This is a genomic window from Cellulomonas sp., from assembly GCF_036279715.1.
Taxonomy (GTDB): domain Bacteria; phylum Actinomycetota; class Actinomycetes; order Actinomycetales; family Cellulomonadaceae; genus Cellulomonas_A.
The window spans coordinates 12,953-30,844 of record NZ_DASUIR010000171.1 but is presented as its reverse complement, the minus strand read 5'-3'; the positions used below and the strand labels follow the sequence as shown (position 1 = coordinate 30,844).

Below are 17,892 nucleotides of genomic sequence, written 5' to 3'. Positions count from 1 at the left end.
GTCAGCTGCCCGTGGGGGCGGTGCCGATGCGCGTCTTGTAGATCGCGTCGTAGGTGCCGTCCGCGTGGATGCGCGCGAGGGTCTTGTTGATCGCCGCGACCAGCGCGGTGTTCCCCTTCTTCACGCCCAGGCCGTACTGCTCGCCGGTCGAGAAGTTCGCCGCCACCGTGAAGCCCTGGCTGACGAACGGGCCGAGCACCGCGATGTCGTTGACGACCGCGTCGACCTGGCCGGTCTTGAGCGCCTGGATCTGCAGGCCCAGGTCCTCGAACGTGACGGCGTCCAGGCCGTTGTCCTTCGCCCACGTCTCGCCCGTGGTCGCCTGCTGCACGGCGACGTTCTTGCCCTTGAGCGACGCGATGTCCTTGAGGTCGGAGCCCTCGGGGACGAGCAGGCCCTGGTCCGCGTTGAAGTACGGGTCGGAGAAGTCGATCTTGGCCTTGCGGTCGGCGGTGATCGTGATCCCCGACGCGACGACGTCGCACGTGCCCGTGTCGAGGTTCGCGCCCGACTGGATGCCCTCGAACGGCGTCACCGTCGTCGCGAGCGAGACGCCCAGGTCCTTGGCGACCTCACCCACGATGTCGATGTCGAGCCCGACGATGTTGCCCGACGCGTCGCTGAACTCGAACGGCTCGTAGGGCGGGTTGGTGCACACGGTGAGCTTGCCCGGGTCGACGAAGGTGACGTCGGTCGTCGCTGCGGTGCTCGCTGCCGAGCTCCCCTCCGTGGCCGCCGTGCTCGCAGCGGGGCTGCTCGACGACGCGCATCCGGTCAGCGCGAGGGCGGCCGCGAGGCCGAGGGGGATCAGACGAAGGGCGGTCTTCATGACGGCAGTCCTCTCAAAGGTGGCTGCATGAGTATGCACTCGGGACACTAGATATGCAAGTTGGCGGGCTTGGGCTCCGCGGGGAGCAGCTCGGTGTCGCGGGCGACCACGGACTCGACCTCGGCGGTCTCGATCGTGAGCGTCCCCGTGACCCGGCCTGCCGCGCGCACGTCGTCGAGCGCGACCTCGACGCCGACCCGCAGCGCGGCAGGGACGAGCAGTGTGACCGCCGCGATCTCGGTCCGCATCGACACCTTGGCCTCGGACTTCACCTTGCGCAAGGCAGCGAGCGCCGAGCCTGCGGCCGTGACGACGCCCGGGTCGGCGTCTCCTGCAGCGGCGCGGAGCGGGTCTGACGTCGGCCACGGGGTGCGGTGCACCGAGCCCTCGCGCCACCACGACCAGACCTCCTCGGTCGCGAACGGCAGGACCGGTGCGAACAGTCGCAGCAGCGTGTCGAGAGCGATGCCCAGCGCGGCGCGCGCGGAGGCCGTGTCGGCCGAGACGTCGGACTCGACGGCACCGCCCGCATATGCGCGGTCCTTGACCAGCTCGAGGTAGTCGTCGCAGAAGGTCCAGAAGAACGTCTCGGTCAGCTCGAGCGCACGCGTGTGGTCGTACTGCTCGAGCGCGGCCGTCGCACGGTCCACGACGTCGGCCAGACCCGCGAGCATCGCGCGGTCGAGCGGGACGGTCACGAGGCCGGCGTCGAGCAGTGCGGCGCGCTCGTCGGGAGCCCCGAACGCGAGGACGAACTTGCTCGCGTTGAGCACCTTGATCGCGAGCCGGCGACCGATCTTCATCTGGCCGATCTCGAACGCCGCATCCGTCCCGAGCCGGGCCGAGGCCGCCCAGTACCGCACCGCGTCGGAGCCGTGCTCGTCGAGCAGGCCCATCGGCGTGACGACGTTGCCCTTCGACTTGCTCATCTTCTTGCGGTCGGGGTCGAGGATCCAGCCCGAGATCGCGGCGTCGGACCACGGCAGGCTGCCGTGCTCGAGGTGCGAGCGCACGACTGTCGAGAACAGCCACGTGCGGATGATGTCCTGGCCCTGCGGGCGCAGGTTCATCGGGAAGACGCGCGCGAACAGGTCGGGGTCGGCGAGCCAGCCGCCGGCGATCTGCGGGGTCAACGAGCTCGTCGCCCAGGTGTCCATGATGTCGGGGTCGCCCATGAACCCGCCGGGCACGCCGCGCTGGTCGGGCGTGTACCCGGCCGGGACGTCGGCGGACGGGTCGATCGGCAGGGCCTGCTCGGGCGGCGTGATCGGCGCGTCGTAGCGCGGCTCGCCATCGGCGTCGAGCGGGTACCAGACCGGGATCGGCACCCCGAAGAAGCGCTGGCGCGAGACGAGCCAATCACCGTTGAGGCCGCCGACCCAGTTCTGGTAGCGGACGGCCATGAAGTCCGGGTGGAAGCTCAGCTCGTCGCCGCGCGCGAGGAGCGTGTCGCGCAGCTCGGCGTCGCGCCCGCCGTTGCGGATGTACCACTGGCGGCTCGTGACGATCTCGAGGGGCTTGTCGCCCTTCTCGTAGAAGTTGGCCTTGCGCTGGGTCGCGACGGGCTCGCCGTCCAGGTCGCCGGCGTCGCGCAGGGCGTCCACGACGATCGTCCGCGCGGAGAACGTCGTCTTGCCCGCGAGCTGGACGAACACGGCCGTGCCCTCGGCCGACGTGATCCAGTCCGGGGTCTCGCGGGCCAGGCGGCCGTCGCGGGTGAGGACCGACCGGGTCGGCAGCTGCAGCTCGCGCCACCACTGCACGTCGGTCAGGTCGCCGAAGGTGCAGCACATCGCGATGCCGGCGCCCTTCTCGGGCTCGGCCATCGTGTGGGCGAGCACCGGGATCTCGACGCCGAACAGCGGCGAGGTCACCGTCGTGCCGAACAGGTGCTGGTAGCGCTCGTCGTCGGGGTGCGCGATGAGCGCGACGACGGCCGGCAGCAGCTCAGGCCGGGTGGTCTCGATGTAGACGGGGGAGCCGTCGGGGCGGTGGAACGCGACCTTGTGGAAGGCCCCGGGGTAGTCGCGGGCCTCGAGCTCGGCCTGCGCGACCGCAGTCTGGAACGTCACGTCCCACAGGCCCGGCGCCTCGGCCGTGTACGCCTCGCCGCGCGCGAGGTTCCGCACGAACGCGGTCTGGGCGACGGTCTGCGCGTCGCGACCGATGGTCTGGTAGTGGTGCGACCAGTCCACGCTCAGGCCGAGGTGACGCCAGAGCGCCTCGAACTGCTGCTCGTCCTCGGCGGTGAGCCGCACGCACAGCTCGACGAAGTTCCGGCGGCTGATCGGCTGCTGGTCCGCGGCGCGGACGCTCTTGCCGTCGGCGCCCTCGAACGGCGGCGTGTACCCCTCGACGTACGGCAGCGACGGGTCGCAGCGCACCCCGAAGTAGTTCTGCACGCGGCGCTCGGTCGGCAGGCCGTTGTCGTCCCACCCCATCGGGTAGAAGACCTCGAGGCCGCGCATGCGCTGGAACCGCGCGACGACGTCGGTGTGCGTGTAGGAGAACACGTGCCCGACGTGCAGCGAGCCCGAGACTGTCGGCGGCGGGGTGTCGATCGAGTACACCTGCTCGCGTGTGCGGGTCCGGTCGAACGCGTACGTGCCCTGGGCCGACCAGGCGGCATCCCAGCGCGTCTCGAGCCCGTCGAGCGAGACCTTGTCCGGTACCTGCTCCGCCGTCGTCCGCGAGATGGTCGGGCCGGTCGGGGGCTGCTCGGGGTTCAAGGCGCTCATGGTCAGCCATCTTCCCAGATGCCGGTGCGGCTCCGTGCAGGCAGTCGACGCCAGCAGGTGAAGCAGCCGGCGGGAACCTGCGCGAAACGAGGACTGGCTACGCTCGTCGAGGCGGTTTCGCACGAGGGACCTCGACGAGCGGGAGACGGTGACGGTGGCGGTGGGCCAGGAGCGGGTTGCGGGGGAGCGCGGGCTGGCGATCGGGTATGCGGCGATGCTCGAGCAGTTCCACCCCACCGAGGCGATCGAGCTCGCGGTGCATGCCGAGTCGCGCGGGTTCTCGGGCGTCATGGCGGCAGACCACTTCCAGCCGTGGGTCCCGGCGCAGGGCCAGTCGGCGTTCGTCTGGAACGTGCTCGCGGCCCTCGGCGAACGCACCCGCGGCGACATCGGTCCCGGCGTGACCGCGCCGACGTTCCGCTGGCACCCCGCGATGGTCGCGCAGGCGTCGGCGACGCTCGCGGCCATGTACCCCGGGCGGCACTGGCTCGGCATCGGATCGGGGGAGGCGCTCAACGAGCACGTCGTCGCGCCCTACTGGCCCGAGGCGCCCGAGCGCATCAACCGCATGTTCGAGGCGGTCGAGCTCATCAAGAAGCTGTTCCACGCCTCGGTCGCGGGCCGGGACGTCAAGCACTCCGGGACGTACTACAAGCTGGAGTCGACCCGGCTGTGGACGATGCCCGAGGTGGCACCCGAGGTGCTGATCGCGACCGCCGGTCCGGTGACTGCCAAGCGCGCGGGACGCGTGGCCGACGGGCTCATCACGGTCGGCGCGCCGCTCGAGAAGATCGCCGGGCTGTTCCAGCGGTTCGACGAGGGCGCGCGCGAGTCGGGGCGCGACCCCGCCACGCTGCCGAAGGTCCTCCAGCTGCACCTGTCGTGGGCGCAGACGGACGAGGAAGCGATGACCAACGCCCTGACCGAGTGGCCCAACGGGGGCATGCGCTTCCCCAAGGCGGACATCCGGTCGCCGTTCGACTTCGAGCAGATGGCTCGGCTCGTGCGCCCCGAGGACTTCGCCGGACGGCTCGTGGTCTCGGCGGACCCCGACGTGCACCGGGCCGAGATCCAGCGCTTCGTCGACCTCGGCTTCAACCGGATCTACCTGCACAACGTCGGCCGCAACCAGCGTGAGTGGATCGACGTCTTCGGCCGCGACGTCCTGCCGGGGCTCGTCCGATGAGCGCGGCACCCGGACCCGGGGCGAGCGCCGAGATGCGCGCATGGGCGCCCGACGGGCTCGCCGAGGTCCGTCCGGGCGACGACCTCGTCGCGCTCCTGGCCGAGCTCTTCGAGGGCGCCGCACCGGGCCAGCGCCTGGTGAACGGCGACATCGTGGTCGTCACCAGCAAGATCGTGTCCAAGGCCGAGGGGCGGGTCGTCGCGGCGGTCGACCGCGAGCAGGCCATCACCGACGAGACGGTCCGGGTGGTCGCGACCCGGGAGCACGCGGGCGGCATCACCCGCATCGTCGAGAACCGGCTCGGCCTCGTGATGGCCGCCGCCGGGGTGGACGCGAGCAACACCGCCGACGGCACCGTGCTGCTGCTGCCGATCGACCCCGACGCGTCGGCCAGGACGCTGCGGGCGGGACTCCAGGAACGGTTCGGGGTGCACCTCGCGGTGGTCGTCACCGACACCGCCGGACGGCCCTGGCGACTCGGGCAGACCGACATCACCATCGGGGCGGCGGGCCTCCTGGTGATCGACGACCTGCGCGGCACGGTGGACACGTTCGGGCGCACGCTCCAGGCCAGCATGGCTGCCGTCGCCGACGAGGTCGCCGCGGCCGCCGAGCTCGTCAAGGGCAAGGCCACCGGGCGACCCGTCGCGGTCGTGCGCGGGCTCGCGCACCTCGTGACCGACGACGACGGTCCGGGGGCGCGGTCGCTGGTCCGGGTCGGGCCGGACGACATGTTCGCGTCCGGCAGCGCCGAGGCCTACGCGCAGGGCTGGAAGGACGCGACCGACGGCGCTCCCGACGTCGGCCCTCCGGCGCTGTGAGCGACCCCGAGGCGACGGTCGAGCACGCCCCGACCCTGCGCTGGACGCTCGTCGTCCCGGTCAAGGACGCGCGCCTCGGCAAGACGCGCCTCGCGCGGCACCTCGACGACCCTGGCCGCATGGCGCTCGTGAGGGCCATGGCCGCGGACACGCTCGCCGCCGCGGGCGCGACAGAGCAGGTCGACCGGCTGGTCGTCGTCACGGGTGACCCTGAGGTGGCGCGGCTCGCCCCCGCCACGGTCGGCGCGCTGGTCGACGTCGTCGCCGAGGAGCACCCCCGCGGGCTCGACGCCGCGGTGCGGGCCGGCCTCGCGCGTGCCCGGGCCCTGGATCCGGGGAACGGCGTCGGGGTGCTCCTCGGCGACCTCCCTGCCCTGCGTCCGGACGACCTCGCGGCAGCGCTCGACGCGGCTGGCGCGCACGCCCGCTCGTTCGTCCCGGATGCGGACGGCACCGGGACCACGCTGCTCCTGGCTCGGCCCGGTGCCACGGTCGACCCGTGCTTCGGCCCGGGATCGGCGCGAGCCCACGCCGACCGGGGTCACGTTCGGCTCGACATGCCGCAGGGCTCGACCGTCCGCCGCGACGTCGACGTGCGTGCGGACCTCAGGGCAGTGCGTCTGCTCGGACCGGGACCCCGGACGCGCGCGGTGCTCGACGGGCTGGGGCCGGCGGTTCAGGCCGGGTAGCGCGACTCAGAGCCCCACGAGCGCGAGGGCGTCGGCGGCGATGCGGGCCGTCGTCGGGACGTCCGTCATGAGGGTCGGCGCCGCACCGGCGCGGAACCCGTCCGCGACGAGCCCCTCGACCGCGTCCGCGTCCACCTCGTCGACGAGCCACGCGTCGAGCAGCCCGCCCGTCGACCGCGGGCCGTAGTGCCGCGCGACCGCGGCGGCGCTCGTCTCGACCCCGATCGCGAGCAGGCACGCGTCGGCCATGCCGCGCACGGGTGCGCCGCCCACGATCGGTGACACGCCCACGACGGCGGCTGGTGTCGAGGCAACGGCGTCGCGCACCCCGGGGATCGCGAGGATCGTCCCGACCGACACGACGGGGTTGGACGGCGGGAGCACGACGACGTCCGCCCGGACGATGGCGTCGAGGACGCCGGGGGCCGGCGCGGCACCGGCCAGACCGACCTGCTCGAACCGCACGGCCGGCAGCCCGGCGCGGTGCCGCACCCACCACTCCTCGAAGTGCAGGAGCCGTTCGTCGCCCTGGTCGCCGGCGACCACGACGTGCGTCTCGACCTCCTGGTCGCTCATCGGCAGCAGTCGGGCGCCCGGTTGCCACCGCTCGCAGAGCCGTGCGGTGACCGCGGAGAGCGGGAGCCCGGCGCGCAGCAGCTGCGTGCGGGCGAGGTGGGTCGCGAGGTCGAGGTCGCCGAGCGTGAACCAGTCCCACCCGACGTCGTATGCGGCGAGGTCGTCGGACACGCGCCGGCTCTCGTCGCGCCGTCCCCAACCTTGGTCCTCGTGGACGGCGCCGCCGAGCGTGTACATGACGGTGTCGAGGTCAGGGCACACCCGCACGCCGTGCAGCCACATGTCGTCGCCGGTGTTCACCACGACGGTGATCTCGGCGGTCGTGCCGCCCGCGCCGTCGGGCAGCCGCTGGGCGAGCAGGTGACGCAGCCCGCGCGTGAACCGCGCGCCGCCGACCCCGCCCGCGAGGACCGTGACCTTCATGTGGACCCCGTCCCGGATTCTCGGCCGTGCTGGTTGTCGTGCTCCTGGAAGGCGATGACCGGGCGGCCCGTGCGCGGGTGCACGAGCACGTCGGCATCGACCCCGTAGACGTCGCGCAGGAGCTGGGGGGTCAGGACGTCGCGGGGGTGCCCGGCCGCGGCGAGCCGGCCGTCGGAGAGCACGAGCACATGCTCGCAGAACGCGGCCGCGAGGTTGAGGTCGTGCAGGGCGGCGACCGTCGTGATGCCGAGGTCCCGGACGAACGTCAGCAGGTGCAGCTGCGCGCTGATGTCGAGGTGGTTCGTCGGCTCGTCGAGCAGCAGCAGCTCGGGCTCCTGGGCGAGCGCGCGCGCGATGAGCACACGCTGCCGCTCGCCGCCCGAGAGGGTCGACCAGGCGCGGTCGGCGAGGTGGGCGGCGCCCGCGGTCCTCAGCGCGCTCAGGACCACCGTCGCGTGCGCGCCGTCGGGATCGGTGCCCCACCGGGTGCGGTACGGGATGCGGCCGAGCGCGACGACCTCGGACACGCTGAGGGGGACCGAGCTCGCCGACTCCTGCTCGAGCAGCGCGATCCGGCGGGCACGCGCGGTGCGGGGCAGCCGATGGACGGGGACCGTGGGTGCGCCGCCGTCGGGCCCCGCGCTCACCAGCACGGCGCCCTCCTCGGGGTCGAGCAGCCCGGCGACGAGTCGCAGCAGGGTCGTCTTGCCCGCGCCGTTCGGACCGAGGAGCCCGGTGAGGCGGCCCGCCGGAGGGGTCGCGTCGACCCCGTCGACGACCCAGCGGCCGCCGAGCCGGGTGCGGACCGCGTCGATCGTCAGCTCCACGCCGCACCTCGCCCCCGGCGCAGCAGGAACGCGAACACCGGGACGCCGATGAGCGCGGTCACGATCCCGACGGGCAGCTCGCGCGGGTTGAAGACCGTGCGTGCGGCGGTGTCGGCCCACACGAGGAAGACGGCGCCGACGAGCGCCACGACCGGCAGCAGGCGGCGGTGCGCGGGACCGGTCACGACCGACACGGCGTGCGGCAGGATCAGGCCGACGAACCCGATTGCCCCGCTCACGGCGACGAGCGCACCGGTGAGCAGCGCGACGAGAGTCATCAGGCCCCAGCGGAGCCGTTCGACGTCGATGCCGAGTGCCGCCGCCGCGGTGTCACCGAACGCGAACGCGTCGAGCTTGCCCCCCTGGGCGAGCAGCACCGCGCCGACGACAGTCAGTGCCCCACCCGCGATCGCGACGGACTGCCACGTCGTCCCGGCGAGCGAGCCCATGAGCCAGCTGAGGATCTCGCGGTAGGAGTCGCCGGTCGCGGTCCAGAAGATGACGAACGAGGTCCCGGCCGCGCACAGCTGTGAGATCGCCAGCCCAGCGAGGACGGCCCGACCGGGGGTCAGCACCCCGCCCGTCCGCGCGAGCGTCAGCGTCGCCACGAGCGCCAGCAGCGCCCCCGCGAACGCCGCGACCGGCAGGAGGAGACCGATCCCGACGATGAGCACGGCGACGGCCCCGAGCGACGCTCCGGACGACAGGCCGAGCAGGTACGGGTCGGCGAGGGGGTTGCGCGTGAGGCTCTGCATGACGGCGCCCCCGAGCGCAAGACCCGCGCCCACCGCCGCGGCCGTGAGCACGCGCGGCAGGCGCAGGTCCCACACGATCGCGTCGGTCAGGCGTGGCACGCTCGCCGTCGACAGCCCCAGGTGCCGACCGATCGCCCGGAGGACGTCCGTGGCGGCGATGTCCGCCGGCCCGATGGTCACGGCGACGACCACCGTGGCCACGAGCACGACGGCGAGCACCGGCAGGACGAGCCGGAGCGGCGGCCTGAACCCGCGCCGCTCCATCGGGGCGCGCCGCACCTCAGCCTGCGGAGTTCAGGGCTGCCAGCTGCTCGCTGAGGCTCACCGCGGCGTCGACGTTGCGCACCCCGGCCTCGGTCGACGGGAACGGCACCTTCAGGTAGCGGTGCTCGCGGACCGCTGTGAGCTGACTCGTGGCGGGGTTCTGCTCGAGCAGGTCGATCTTCTTCGCGGCGGTGTTCCACGTCGCGTCGACGAGCACGATGACGTCGGGGTCGGCGGCCACGACCTGCTCCCAGCCCACGGGCGTCCAGGTGTCGTGCACGCCCTCGAAGATGTTGGTGATCCCGACGGCGTCCATGATCATCTGCGGTGCGCCGATCCCCGCTCCGACGTACGGGGTGTCCGAGCCCGAGCTGTACCAGAGCGCTGACGTCGCCATCGTGGGCTTCTTGATCGCCGCGAGCTGATCCTGCTGCGCCGAGATCAGCGTCTCGGCGCGGTCCGGCACCCCGAAGATCCCGGCGACCTCACGGATCTCGCCGAACACGTCGTCGAAGGTGAGCGGGTCGGGCTGGTAGCCCGGCTCCTTGCACGCCGCGGGCGACACGTAGGTGCCGATCTGGAGAGCTGCGAGGCTCGCGCGGTCGCCCGCGCCGTCCGCCGAGAAGTTGGACTCCCAGCCGGCGTAGACGAAGTCGGGGGTCGAGGTGAGCAGGGCCTCCTGGCCGGGCACCTTGTCCGACAGCACGGGGATCGCCGCGGCGGCCTTCGCGTACTGCGTCGGGACGGGCCCGTCCGCGAAGGCGGTGCCGACGATCCGGTCCTGGAGGCCGAGCGCGAGCAGCATCTCGGTCGACGTCGACTTGATGGTGACGACGCGCTGGGGCGGTGTCGGGACCGTCACCTTCGTGCCGCAGTTGTCGAGCGTCACCGGGCTGAACGTCGCGGTCGGCGTCGACGAGGCGGTCGGGGAGCTGCCTGTCGTGGCCGGCGCTCCCGCGGCCGAGCCCGAGGCGCAGCCGGCGAGGGCGAGCAGGAGGAGGGCGGCGGACGCCGTCGTCGTGCGGCGGCGAGCGGCGGGCAGAGGCGTCATGGGTGCGGGTGCTCCTGATGGGCGTGAACGACGGATGACCCTCATGGCTGCGTCGGCACGAAGGGAGAGTCGGGCGCACGTCGCGCACCATGGACCGGCCACCCACGTCCGGGCGGCTGCACCGGGTCAGAGACGGCCCGGTTCCGGGGACAGAGTAGGCCGCTGACCACGGGTTCTGGCAAGCGGCGGCGCTCCGCTCAGTCGGCCGCCGCGAGCGCGAGCACGCGGGCGACGGCGTCGAACTCGTCCCGTACGAGCCCGACCGTCACGCGCACATGACCGCCGTCGCCGTCGGCAGGTGGTGCGGCGACGAAAGGTGTCCCGGGCGCGGCGCGGATCCCGGCCGCCGCGAGTCGGACGAGAGCGGTCTGCTCGTCGCGCACCGGGAGCCAGAGGTTGAGGCCGTCGCCGGGCTCGAGGGTCACGCCGTACCCGGCGAGGGCCTCGCACAGCGCCCGCCGACGGGCGAAGTACACGCGCCGCGCCGACGCGACGGCATCGAGCGCGTCGCCGTCCGTCAGCAGGTCGACGAGGACGTGCTGGAGCAGGCGGCTCGTCCAGCCGGGCCCGAGCATCCGACGCGCCACGAGGCCGTCGAGCACAGCGGCCGGTCCGCCGACAGCCGCGATGCGCAGGTCGGGTCCGTGCGACTTCGAGTAGGAGCGCACATGCACGACCCGGTCGGCCAGGAAGCTGCCGAGGCTCACGTCGCGTGATGACGAGATCTCGCCCGAGTGGTCGTCCTCGATGACGTGCACCACGGGACTCGTCGGGCCGGCCATGTGCCGGCGGACGACTCCCGCGAGCTCACGCGTGCGGGTCGGGGACATGGAGATGCCGGTCGGGTTGTGCGCGCGCGGCTGCAGGACGACGACGCTCGCGCCCGCCGCGAGGGCGCCTGCCAGGGCGTCGGCCCGCATGCCCTGCCGGTCGAGCTGGACGGGGACGCGCTCGAGGCCGAGCTGGTCGAGCAGGTCGAACACCGGGGGGAAGCCCGGGTCCTCGACCGCGACCCGGTCGCCGAAGCGGGCGACCTGCTCGAGCGTGCGGCTCAGCGCGTCGACGGCACCGTCGACGACCGTCAGCCGTTGCGGGGGGAACGGCCATGATGCGCGCAGCAGCTTCTCGAGCGGCTCGACGAGCGGCGCCGACAGGTAGGTGCCGGTGTCCGCCGCGGGGCTGCGCGCTGCGACCCGGGCCAGCGCCGGGCCGAGCGGGGGCAGCAGCTGGGGGTCCGGCGTGCCGCTCGACAGGTCGAGCCATGTCGCCGCGCCGCCGGTGGCGAGGTCCCGGTACCGGGGCGGCAGCCAGCCTGCCGGCTCGGGCAGCACGAAGGTGCCCGCGCGGCCGCGCGAGACGACGAGCCCGACGGCGCCGAGCGCCTGCCACGCACCGCTCACGGTCGCGGGGCTCACGGCGAGGTCAGCCGCGAGCTCGCGCACCGTCGGCAGGCGGTCACCGGGCTGCAGCTGGCCCGTGCGCACGAGGCGGGACACGGCCGCGGCGATCCCGCGTCGGCTGCGGTCCTCGACGTGCGCGGCCAGGTCCATGTGCCCATCGTCACCCGGCGTGACCCGGTCCGGCCCCGATCCGGCGGGCGGCTGCGGACATCCGGCCAGATGTTTACCGCCCGGACACGCGAGTTCTCACGAGGGAAACGCAGGGAAACGCCGCAGAAATGTTCAACCCCCACAGTCACATTCCAGGCGAGGTGGCCCCGGTGGCGCACCCGCGGACCGGGACCGTACGCCGGCCGCGCAGATCGAATCACCGGAGGAGCCATGACCGTCGTACGCGTCGCATTCACGCAGGCCACCTGGACGGGCGACAAGGAGTCGATGATCGCCCTCCACGAGGCCTGGACCCGTGAGGCCGCTGCGCAGGGTGCGCAGATCATCGCGTTCCAGGAGCTCTTCTACGGGCCGTACTTCGGCATCACGCAGGACTCGAAGTATTACGACTACGCCGAGCAGGTCCCCGGGCCGACGACCGACCGGTTCGCGGCGCTCGCCAAGGAGCTCGGCATCGTCATCGTCCTGCCGGTGTACGAGGAGGAGCAGCCCGGCGTCCTCTACAACACCGCCGCGGTGATCGACGCCGACGGCTCCTACCTCGGCAAGTACCGCAAGCACCACATCCCGCACCTGCCGAAGTTCTGGGAGAAGTTCTACTTCCGGCCCGGCAACCTCGGCTACCCGGTGTTCGAGACCGCGGTCGGCAGGATCGGCGTCAACATCTGCTACGACCGGCACTTCCCCGAGGGGTGGCGGGTCCTCGCGCTGAACGGCGCCCAGATCGTGTTCAACCCGAATGCGACGGCCCCCGGCATCTCCAACAAGCTCTGGGAGATCGAGCAGCCGGCCGCCGCGGTCGCGAACGGGTACTTCGTCGTGGCGAACAACCGGGTCGGGCTCGAGGACAACGAGTACGGGGACGACGCGGTCGCGTTCTACGGGTCGTCGTACGCCGTCGGGCCTGACGGCAGCTACGTCGGCGAGGTGGGGTCGTCGACCGAGAACCAGCTCCTGCTGCGCGACCTCGACCTCGACCAGATCCGCGAGGTGCGCGAGCGCTGGCAGTTCTTCCGCGACCGCCGCCCCGACGCCTACGGCCCGATCGTCGCCCCCTGACCTGACCCTGACCGCACCGAGAGGAACACCGATGGCCACCACGCTCATCACCGGCGGGACAGTCGTCAACGCGACCGGTCGCGGCGCCGCCGACGTGCTCATCGACGGCGAGAAGGTCGTCGCGCTGCTCACGCCCGGCTCGACGGTGCTCGGCACGGACCTCGCCGCGGGCGTCGACCGCGTCATCGACGCGACCGGCAAGTACGTGATCCCCGGCGGGATCGACGCGCACACGCACATGGAGATGCCGTTCGGTGGGACCTTCGCGTCCGACACGTTCGAGACCGGGACGACGGCGGCCGCGTGGGGCGGCACGACGACGATCGTCGACTTCGTCGTCCAGTACGCGGGCGAGAACCCCCTCGACCAGTACGCGCTGTGGCACGACAAGGCCGCGGGGAAGTGTGCGATCGACTACGGCTTCCACCAGATCCTGTCGGACGTGCAGGACTCGTCGCTGACGGCGATGGACGAGCTCGTCAGGGAGGGCGTGAGCAGCTTCAAGCTGTTCATGGCCTACAAGGGCGTGTTCCTGTCGGACGACGGGCAGATCGTCAAGGCCATGCAGAGGGCCGCGAGCAACGGCTCGATGATCATGATGCACGCCGAGAACGGCTCGGTCATCGACCTGCTCGTGCAGCAGTCGCTGGCCCGCGGCGACACCGACCCGTACTTCCACGGCATCTCCCGGCCGTGGCAGGCCGAGGAGGAGGCGACGCACCGCGCGATCATGCTCGCGAACCTCACGGGCGCGCCGCTGTACGTCGTGCACGTGTCCGCGAAGCAGGCCGCGCGGCAGATCGCCCTGGCCCGCGACGAGGGCCAGAACGTGTTCGGTGAGACGTGCCCGCAGTACCTGTACCTCTCGCTCGAGGAGCAGCTCGGCGCGCCCGGCTTCGAGGGCGCAAAGTGGGTGTGCTCGACGCCGCTGCGCTCGCGGGCCGAGAACCACCAGGACCACATGTGGCGCGCGCTGCGGACCAACGACCTGCAGCTCGTCTCGACCGACCACTGCCCGTTCTGCATGACGCAGAAGCAGCTGGGCGTCGGCGACTTCTCGAAGATCCCCAACGGCATCGGCTCGGTCGAGCACCGGCTCGACCTGCTCTACCAGGGCGTCGTCACCGGCGAGATCACGCTCGAGCGCTGGGTCGAGATCTGCTCGACGACCCCGGCCCGCATGTTCGGCATGTACGGCCGCAAGGGCGTGCTGGCGCCGGGGGCGGACGCGGACGTCGTCGTCTACGACCCGAACGGACACACCTCGATCGGCCTCGGCAAGACCCACCACATGGCCATGGACTACTCCGCCTGGGAGGGCTTCGAGATCGACGGGCACGTCGACACCGTCCTCTCGCGCGGCTCGGTCGTCGTCGACGGCGGGACGTTCCACGGCCGTACCGGTCACGGCCGGTACGTCAAGCGCGAGCTGTCCCAGTACCTCATCTGACCGGGAGACATCATGGACTTCGGCGTCGTCCTGCAGACGAATCCCCCCGCCTCGCGCACGGTCGACCTGGCCCGCCAGGCCGAGACGCACGGCTTCGACTACGTGTGGACGTTCGACTCGCACCTGCTGTGGCAGGAGCCGTTCGTCATCTACTCGGCGATCCTCGCCGCGACCCGGAAGATCATGGTCGGGCCGATGGTGACGAACCCCGCGACGCGGGACTGGACCGTGCTCGCCTCGCTGTTCGCGACGCTCAACGAGATGTACGGCAACCGGACGGTGTGCGGCATCGGTCGCGGCGACTCGGCGGTCCGCACCCTCAACGGGCGGCCGTCGAACCTCGCGACGCTGCGCGAGTCGATCCACGTCATCCGCGAGCTCGCGAACGATCGCGAGGTGACGGTCAACGACCGCACGCTGCGCTTCCCGTGGAGCAAGGGGTCGGCCCTCGAGGTGTGGGTCGCGGCGTACGGGCCGCTCGCGCTCAAGCTCACGGGTGAGGTCGGCGACGGCTTCATCCTGCAGCTCGCCGACCCGGACATCGCGGCCTGGATGATCAGGGCCGTGCGGGACGCGGCGGAGAAGGCCGGCCGGGACCCCGACACCGTCAAGTTCTGCGTCGCCGCGCCCATGTACGTCGGCAACGGGGAGTCGCCCGCCGAGCGCGCCCACATGCGCGAGCAGTGCCGGTGGTTCGGCGGGATGGTCGGCAACCACGTCGCCGACATCGTCACCAAGTACGGTGACGGCTCGACCGTGCCGAAGGCGCTCACCGCCTACATCGAGGGCCGCCAGGGCTACGACTACAACCAGCACGGGCGTGCGGGCAACACGCACGCGGACTTCGTGCCCGACGAGATCGTCGAGCGGTTCTGCCTGCTGGGCAGCCCGCGCGAGCACGTCGAGAAGCTGCAGGCGCTCCGTGAGCTCGGGGTGACCCAGTTCGCCGGGTACCTCCAGCACGACAACAAGGAGGAGACGCTCCGGGCGTACGGCGAGCGGGTCATCCCGGCGATGGCCGAGAACGTCGTGGCGACCGCGTGAACGCGCGACCGGGCCCGGCCCGTGCGGTGGCGGCGCTGCGGCGCGGGGGAGTAGGCATCGCCGCGCTGATGCTCGCGTGCGCGCTGTGGGAGCTCTACAAGCTCGTCGGACCGGACACCGGCGCCCACCTCTTCGGTGCGAGCGTGCTGCCGCGGGCCGACGCGCGGTCCATGCCGCACGTCTGGGACGTCGTCGCGCGCATGGGGACGCCCGAGAGCTCGGCGGCAGGCTCCCCGAGCGTCGGCGCCGCGATGCTCCAGGCCTGCTGGTTCACGTTGCGCGTCTCGATCGCGGGGTGGCTCGCGGGGGTCGTGGGCGGGTTCGCGCTCGCCGTGCTCATGCACGGCTCGCGGATCGCGGAGGCGGCCGTCTATCCGTGGGTCGTCCTGAGCCAGACGGTCCCGCTCATCGCCCTCGCGCCGCTGGTCGTCGGCTGGGGCGGCAAGATCCACGTCGGCGACCTGGTGTGGGAGCGCTGGATGTCGGTCGCGCTGATCGCGTCGTACCTCGCGTTCTTCCCCGTCGCGGTCGGCGCGTTGCGAGGGCTCCAGTCGCCGCAGCAGGCGCACGTCGAGCTGTTCCGGGCGCAGGCCGCGAGCCCCTGGCGCACGTTCCGGTCCCTGCGGCTGCCGGCGAGCATCCCGTACGTGCTGCCCGCGCTGCGGCTCGGCGCCGCGACGGCCGTCGTCGGTGCCGTCGTCGCTGAGGTGTCGACCGGCACCAAGGGGGGCATCGGCCGCCTCATCATCGCCTACGCCCAGTCGGCGAGCGGCGACCCCGCGAAGCCCTGGGCCGCCATCGTCGCGGCCGGGGCCCTCGGGCTCGTCGCCGCCGGGCTCGTCACCCTGCTCAGCCTCGGGCTGGGCCGCTACCGCATCGCGGAGGTCTCATGAGCACGCAGATCCCTACCGGCACGCTCGCCGCCACGCCGCCCTCGACCGGCCTCACCCCGGCCGTCGAGGCGCGCGGCATCGGCAAGGTGTTCACGACGAGGGCGGGTGCGGTCACCGCGCTCGAGAACGTCTACCTGACCATCGCGCCGGGGGAGTTCGTGTCCCTCATCGGTCCGTCCGGGTGCGGCAAGTCCACGCTGCTGCGCCTCGTCGCCGACCTGGACGCCCCGACCTCCGGCGAGCTGTCGGTCTTCGGCAAGGCGCCGCGCGTCGCTCGCGAGAACCAGGACTACGGCATCGCGTTCCAGCAGGCCGGGCTGCTGCCGTGGCGGACGGTGCGCGCCAACATCGAGCTGCCGCTCGAGCTGCACGGGGTCGGCCGGGCCGGCCGGGCGGCGCGCGCGACCGAGCTGCTCGAGCTCGTCGGCCTGGCCGACTTCGCCGGGCACTTCCCCCACCAGCTGTCCGGTGGCATGCAGCAGCGCGTCGCGATCGGCCGGGCGCTCGCCGAGCAGCCGAGCCTGCTGCTCATGGACGAGCCGTTCGGGGCGCTCGACGAGATGACGCGCGAGCGCATGCAGACCGAGCTCGTGCGGATCTGCCAGGAGAGCCAGGCCGCCGTCGTGTTCGTCACGCACTCGATCCCCGAGGCGGTCTTCCTCTCCGACCGTGTCGTCGTGATGTCGCCGCGGCCGGGACGCATCCGGCAGGTCGTCCCCATCACCTTGGCCGGCGGCGCCGAGCGCTCCGAGGAGCTGCGCGAGGACGCCTCGTTCTTCGCCGCGGTGACCGCGGTGCGCGAGGCCCTGCACGAGGGCCACGGCGACGAGGGCGGCTCAGACGGCCCCGCGACGACCCCGACGCCGCGCGGCGTGGACGCGCGATGACCGCCGCGACGCGTGCTGCCCGGAGCTGGCTCCCGCCGCTCGTCCTCGGGTCGGTCGTGCTGGCCGGCTGGCAGGCGCTCGTCGTCGGCGCGCGCATCAAGCCGTACCTGCTGCCCAGCCCGACGGCGATCGCCACCCAGGCGGGTGCGCTGGGACCGCTGATCTGGACCGCCGCCCTGGCGACCGGCTCCAACGTGCTCGTCGGGCTCGTCGTCGGGACGGTCGTGGCGATCGGTGCGGCGATCGCCGCGACACGCGCCCGGTGGATCGACGCGCTGATGTCCCCGACGGCCGCGGCCGTCTCGGTCATGCCGATCGTCGCGCTCGCACCCGCGCTCAACACCATGTTCGGGACGACGTCTACGACGCCGCGCCGCATGATCGTCGCGGTCGTGGTCTTCGTGCCCGTGTTCGTCAACACGCTGCGGGGTCTGCGCGAGGTCCAGCCGGTGCACCGCGACCTCGTGCGCGCCTACGCCGCAACACCCCGTCAGACGGCGCGCGTGCTCACGATCCCCGGCTCGCTGCCGTTCCTGTTCACGGGCCTGCGCATCGCCTCGTCGACGGCGGTCATCTCTGCGGTCGTCGCCGAGTACTTCGGCGGGCTGCAGAACGGTCTCGGGTCACGGATCACGGCGGCCGCGTCCAACAGCGCCTATGCCCGGGCCTGGGCCTACGTGCTCGGGGCGATCGCTCTCGGGCTCGTCTTCTACCTCGTGACGCTCGCGCTCGAGCGCGTCGTCGCGCGCCGCCAGGGTCGATGACCCGCCACCCACGTCCGCCTGCCGGTGCTGCCAGGTCGGTCGATCACCACCCACCGAGAAGAGGG

At 72.5% G+C, this 17,892-nt stretch carries 16 protein-coding genes; 9 read left to right on the top strand and 7 right to left on the bottom strand.

Translation table 11 applies throughout. From position 1 onward, the window contains the following. Position 1 precedes the first annotated feature (1 nt). Positions 2 to 829, bottom strand: coding sequence for a transporter substrate-binding domain-containing protein (locus VFW79_RS16160; RefSeq protein WP_329678311.1), 828 nt, complete (start codon positions 827 to 829; stop codon positions 2 to 4). Between the two features lie 47 nt (positions 830 to 876). After that, the gene (gene valS, locus VFW79_RS16155; protein WP_329678310.1) at positions 877 to 3,567 is read right to left on the bottom strand and encodes a valine--tRNA ligase; all 2,691 of its coding nucleotides are present in this window, start codon (positions 3,565 to 3,567) and stop codon (positions 877 to 879) included. Positions 3,568 to 3,715: 148 nt separating this feature from the next. Between valS and VFW79_RS16150 the strand changes: the two genes are divergently transcribed. The 3 genes from VFW79_RS16150 to cofC are packed head-to-tail and all read left to right on the top strand — an operon-like array spanning position 3,716 to position 6,263. Further along, positions 3,716 to 4,753, top strand: a complete 1,038-nt coding sequence (locus tag VFW79_RS16150; protein ID WP_329678309.1) for a TIGR03557 family F420-dependent LLM class oxidoreductase — start codon at positions 3,716 to 3,718, stop codon at positions 4,751 to 4,753. After that, a complete protein-coding gene (locus VFW79_RS16145) occupies positions 4,750 to 5,574 on the top strand; it encodes a coenzyme F420-0:L-glutamate ligase (protein WP_329678308.1) in 825 nt (274 codons plus the stop codon). The genes VFW79_RS16150 and VFW79_RS16145 overlap by 4 nt, the downstream gene beginning before the upstream one ends. Continuing rightward, complete coding sequence (gene cofC, locus VFW79_RS16140; RefSeq protein WP_329678307.1) at positions 5,571 to 6,263, top strand: 2-phospho-L-lactate guanylyltransferase; 693 nt, start codon at positions 5,571 to 5,573, stop codon at positions 6,261 to 6,263. The genes VFW79_RS16145 and cofC overlap by 4 nt, the downstream gene beginning before the upstream one ends. A gap of 6 nt (positions 6,264 to 6,269) precedes the next feature. On the opposite strand, the gene cofD is transcribed toward cofC, so the two are convergent. The 5 genes from cofD to VFW79_RS16115 form a co-directional block, all read right to left on the bottom strand. After that, on the bottom strand, positions 6,270 to 7,262 hold the full coding sequence (cofD, locus tag VFW79_RS16135; protein ID WP_329678306.1) for a 2-phospho-L-lactate transferase: 993 nt from the start codon (positions 7,260 to 7,262) through the stop codon (positions 6,270 to 6,272). Next, a complete protein-coding gene (locus VFW79_RS16130) occupies positions 7,259 to 8,089 on the bottom strand; it encodes an ABC transporter ATP-binding protein (RefSeq protein WP_329678305.1) in 831 nt (276 codons plus the stop codon). Before VFW79_RS16130 ends, cofD begins: the two co-directional genes overlap by 4 nt. Next, positions 8,080 to 9,108: a putative F420-0 ABC transporter permease subunit gene (locus tag VFW79_RS16125; protein WP_329678304.1), complete on the bottom strand. Its 1,029-nt coding sequence runs from the start codon at positions 9,106 to 9,108 to the stop codon at positions 8,080 to 8,082. The genes VFW79_RS16130 and VFW79_RS16125 overlap by 10 nt, the downstream gene beginning before the upstream one ends. 16 nt (positions 9,109 to 9,124) lie before the next feature. After that, positions 9,125 to 10,159: a putative F420-0 ABC transporter substrate-binding protein gene (locus VFW79_RS16120; protein WP_329678303.1), complete on the bottom strand. Its 1,035-nt coding sequence runs from the start codon at positions 10,157 to 10,159 to the stop codon at positions 9,125 to 9,127. A 197-nt stretch (positions 10,160 to 10,356) separates the two neighbouring features. Further along, on the bottom strand, positions 10,357 to 11,709 hold the full coding sequence (locus VFW79_RS16115; RefSeq protein ID WP_329678302.1) for a PLP-dependent aminotransferase family protein: 1,353 nt from the start codon (positions 11,707 to 11,709) through the stop codon (positions 10,357 to 10,359). Positions 11,710 to 11,940: 231 nt separating this feature from the next. Between VFW79_RS16115 and VFW79_RS16110 the strand changes: the two genes are divergently transcribed. From VFW79_RS16110 to VFW79_RS16085, 6 genes are read left to right on the top strand one after another with little or no spacing between them, the layout of a single operon-like run. Then, positions 11,941 to 12,789, top strand: a complete 849-nt coding sequence (locus tag VFW79_RS16110; protein ID WP_329678301.1) for a nitrilase-related carbon-nitrogen hydrolase — start codon at positions 11,941 to 11,943, stop codon at positions 12,787 to 12,789. Between the two features lie 31 nt (positions 12,790 to 12,820). Continuing rightward, on the top strand, positions 12,821 to 14,239 hold the full coding sequence (gene hydA / locus VFW79_RS16105; protein WP_329678300.1) for a dihydropyrimidinase: 1,419 nt from the start codon (positions 12,821 to 12,823) through the stop codon (positions 14,237 to 14,239). A gap of 12 nt (positions 14,240 to 14,251) precedes the next feature. Beyond that, complete coding sequence (locus VFW79_RS16100) at positions 14,252 to 15,283, top strand: TIGR03842 family LLM class F420-dependent oxidoreductase (protein ID WP_329678299.1); 1,032 nt, start codon at positions 14,252 to 14,254, stop codon at positions 15,281 to 15,283. Continuing rightward, positions 15,280 to 16,176, top strand: coding sequence for an ABC transporter permease (locus VFW79_RS16095; protein WP_329678298.1), 897 nt, complete (start codon positions 15,280 to 15,282; stop codon positions 16,174 to 16,176). Before VFW79_RS16100 ends, VFW79_RS16095 begins: the two co-directional genes overlap by 4 nt. After that, positions 16,173 to 17,063: an ABC transporter ATP-binding protein gene (locus VFW79_RS16090; protein ID WP_329678297.1), complete on the top strand. Its 891-nt coding sequence runs from the start codon at positions 16,173 to 16,175 to the stop codon at positions 17,061 to 17,063. The genes VFW79_RS16095 and VFW79_RS16090 overlap by 4 nt, the downstream gene beginning before the upstream one ends. After that, complete coding sequence (locus tag VFW79_RS16085) at positions 17,060 to 17,827, top strand: ABC transporter permease (RefSeq protein WP_329678296.1); 768 nt, start codon at positions 17,060 to 17,062, stop codon at positions 17,825 to 17,827. The genes VFW79_RS16090 and VFW79_RS16085 overlap by 4 nt, the downstream gene beginning before the upstream one ends. Positions 17,828 to 17,892 lie beyond the last annotated feature (65 nt).

Bases quoted from the DNA above. Each gene is read 5' to 3' on its own strand.
- VFW79_RS16120 (WP_329678303.1), bottom strand. From the start codon at position 10,159: ATGACGCCTCTGCCCGCCGCTCGCCGCCGCACGACGACGGCGTCCGCC.
- VFW79_RS16090 (WP_329678297.1), top strand. From the start codon at position 16,173: ATGAGCACGCAGATCCCTACCGGCACGCTCGCCGCCACGCCGCCCTCG.
- VFW79_RS16100 (WP_329678299.1), top strand. From the start codon at position 14,252: ATGGACTTCGGCGTCGTCCTGCAGACGAATCCCCCCGCCTCGCGCACG.
- VFW79_RS16160 (WP_329678311.1), bottom strand. From the start codon at position 829: ATGAAGACCGCCCTTCGTCTGATCCCCCTCGGCCTCGCGGCCGCCCTC.
- hydA (WP_329678300.1), top strand. From the start codon at position 12,821: ATGGCCACCACGCTCATCACCGGCGGGACAGTCGTCAACGCGACCGGT.
- cofD (WP_329678306.1), bottom strand. From the start codon at position 7,262: ATGAAGGTCACGGTCCTCGCGGGCGGGGTCGGCGGCGCGCGGTTCACG.
- VFW79_RS16085 (WP_329678296.1), top strand. From the start codon at position 17,060: ATGACCGCCGCGACGCGTGCTGCCCGGAGCTGGCTCCCGCCGCTCGTC.
- VFW79_RS16125 (WP_329678304.1), bottom strand. From the start codon at position 9,108: ATGGAGCGGCGCGGGTTCAGGCCGCCGCTCCGGCTCGTCCTGCCGGTG.
- VFW79_RS16110 (WP_329678301.1), top strand. From the start codon at position 11,941: ATGACCGTCGTACGCGTCGCATTCACGCAGGCCACCTGGACGGGCGAC.
- VFW79_RS16145 (WP_329678308.1), top strand. From the start codon at position 4,750: ATGAGCGCGGCACCCGGACCCGGGGCGAGCGCCGAGATGCGCGCATGG.
- valS (WP_329678310.1), bottom strand. From the start codon at position 3,567: ATGAGCGCCTTGAACCCCGAGCAGCCCCCGACCGGCCCGACCATCTCG.
- VFW79_RS16115 (WP_329678302.1), bottom strand. From the start codon at position 11,709: ATGGACCTGGCCGCGCACGTCGAGGACCGCAGCCGACGCGGGATCGCC.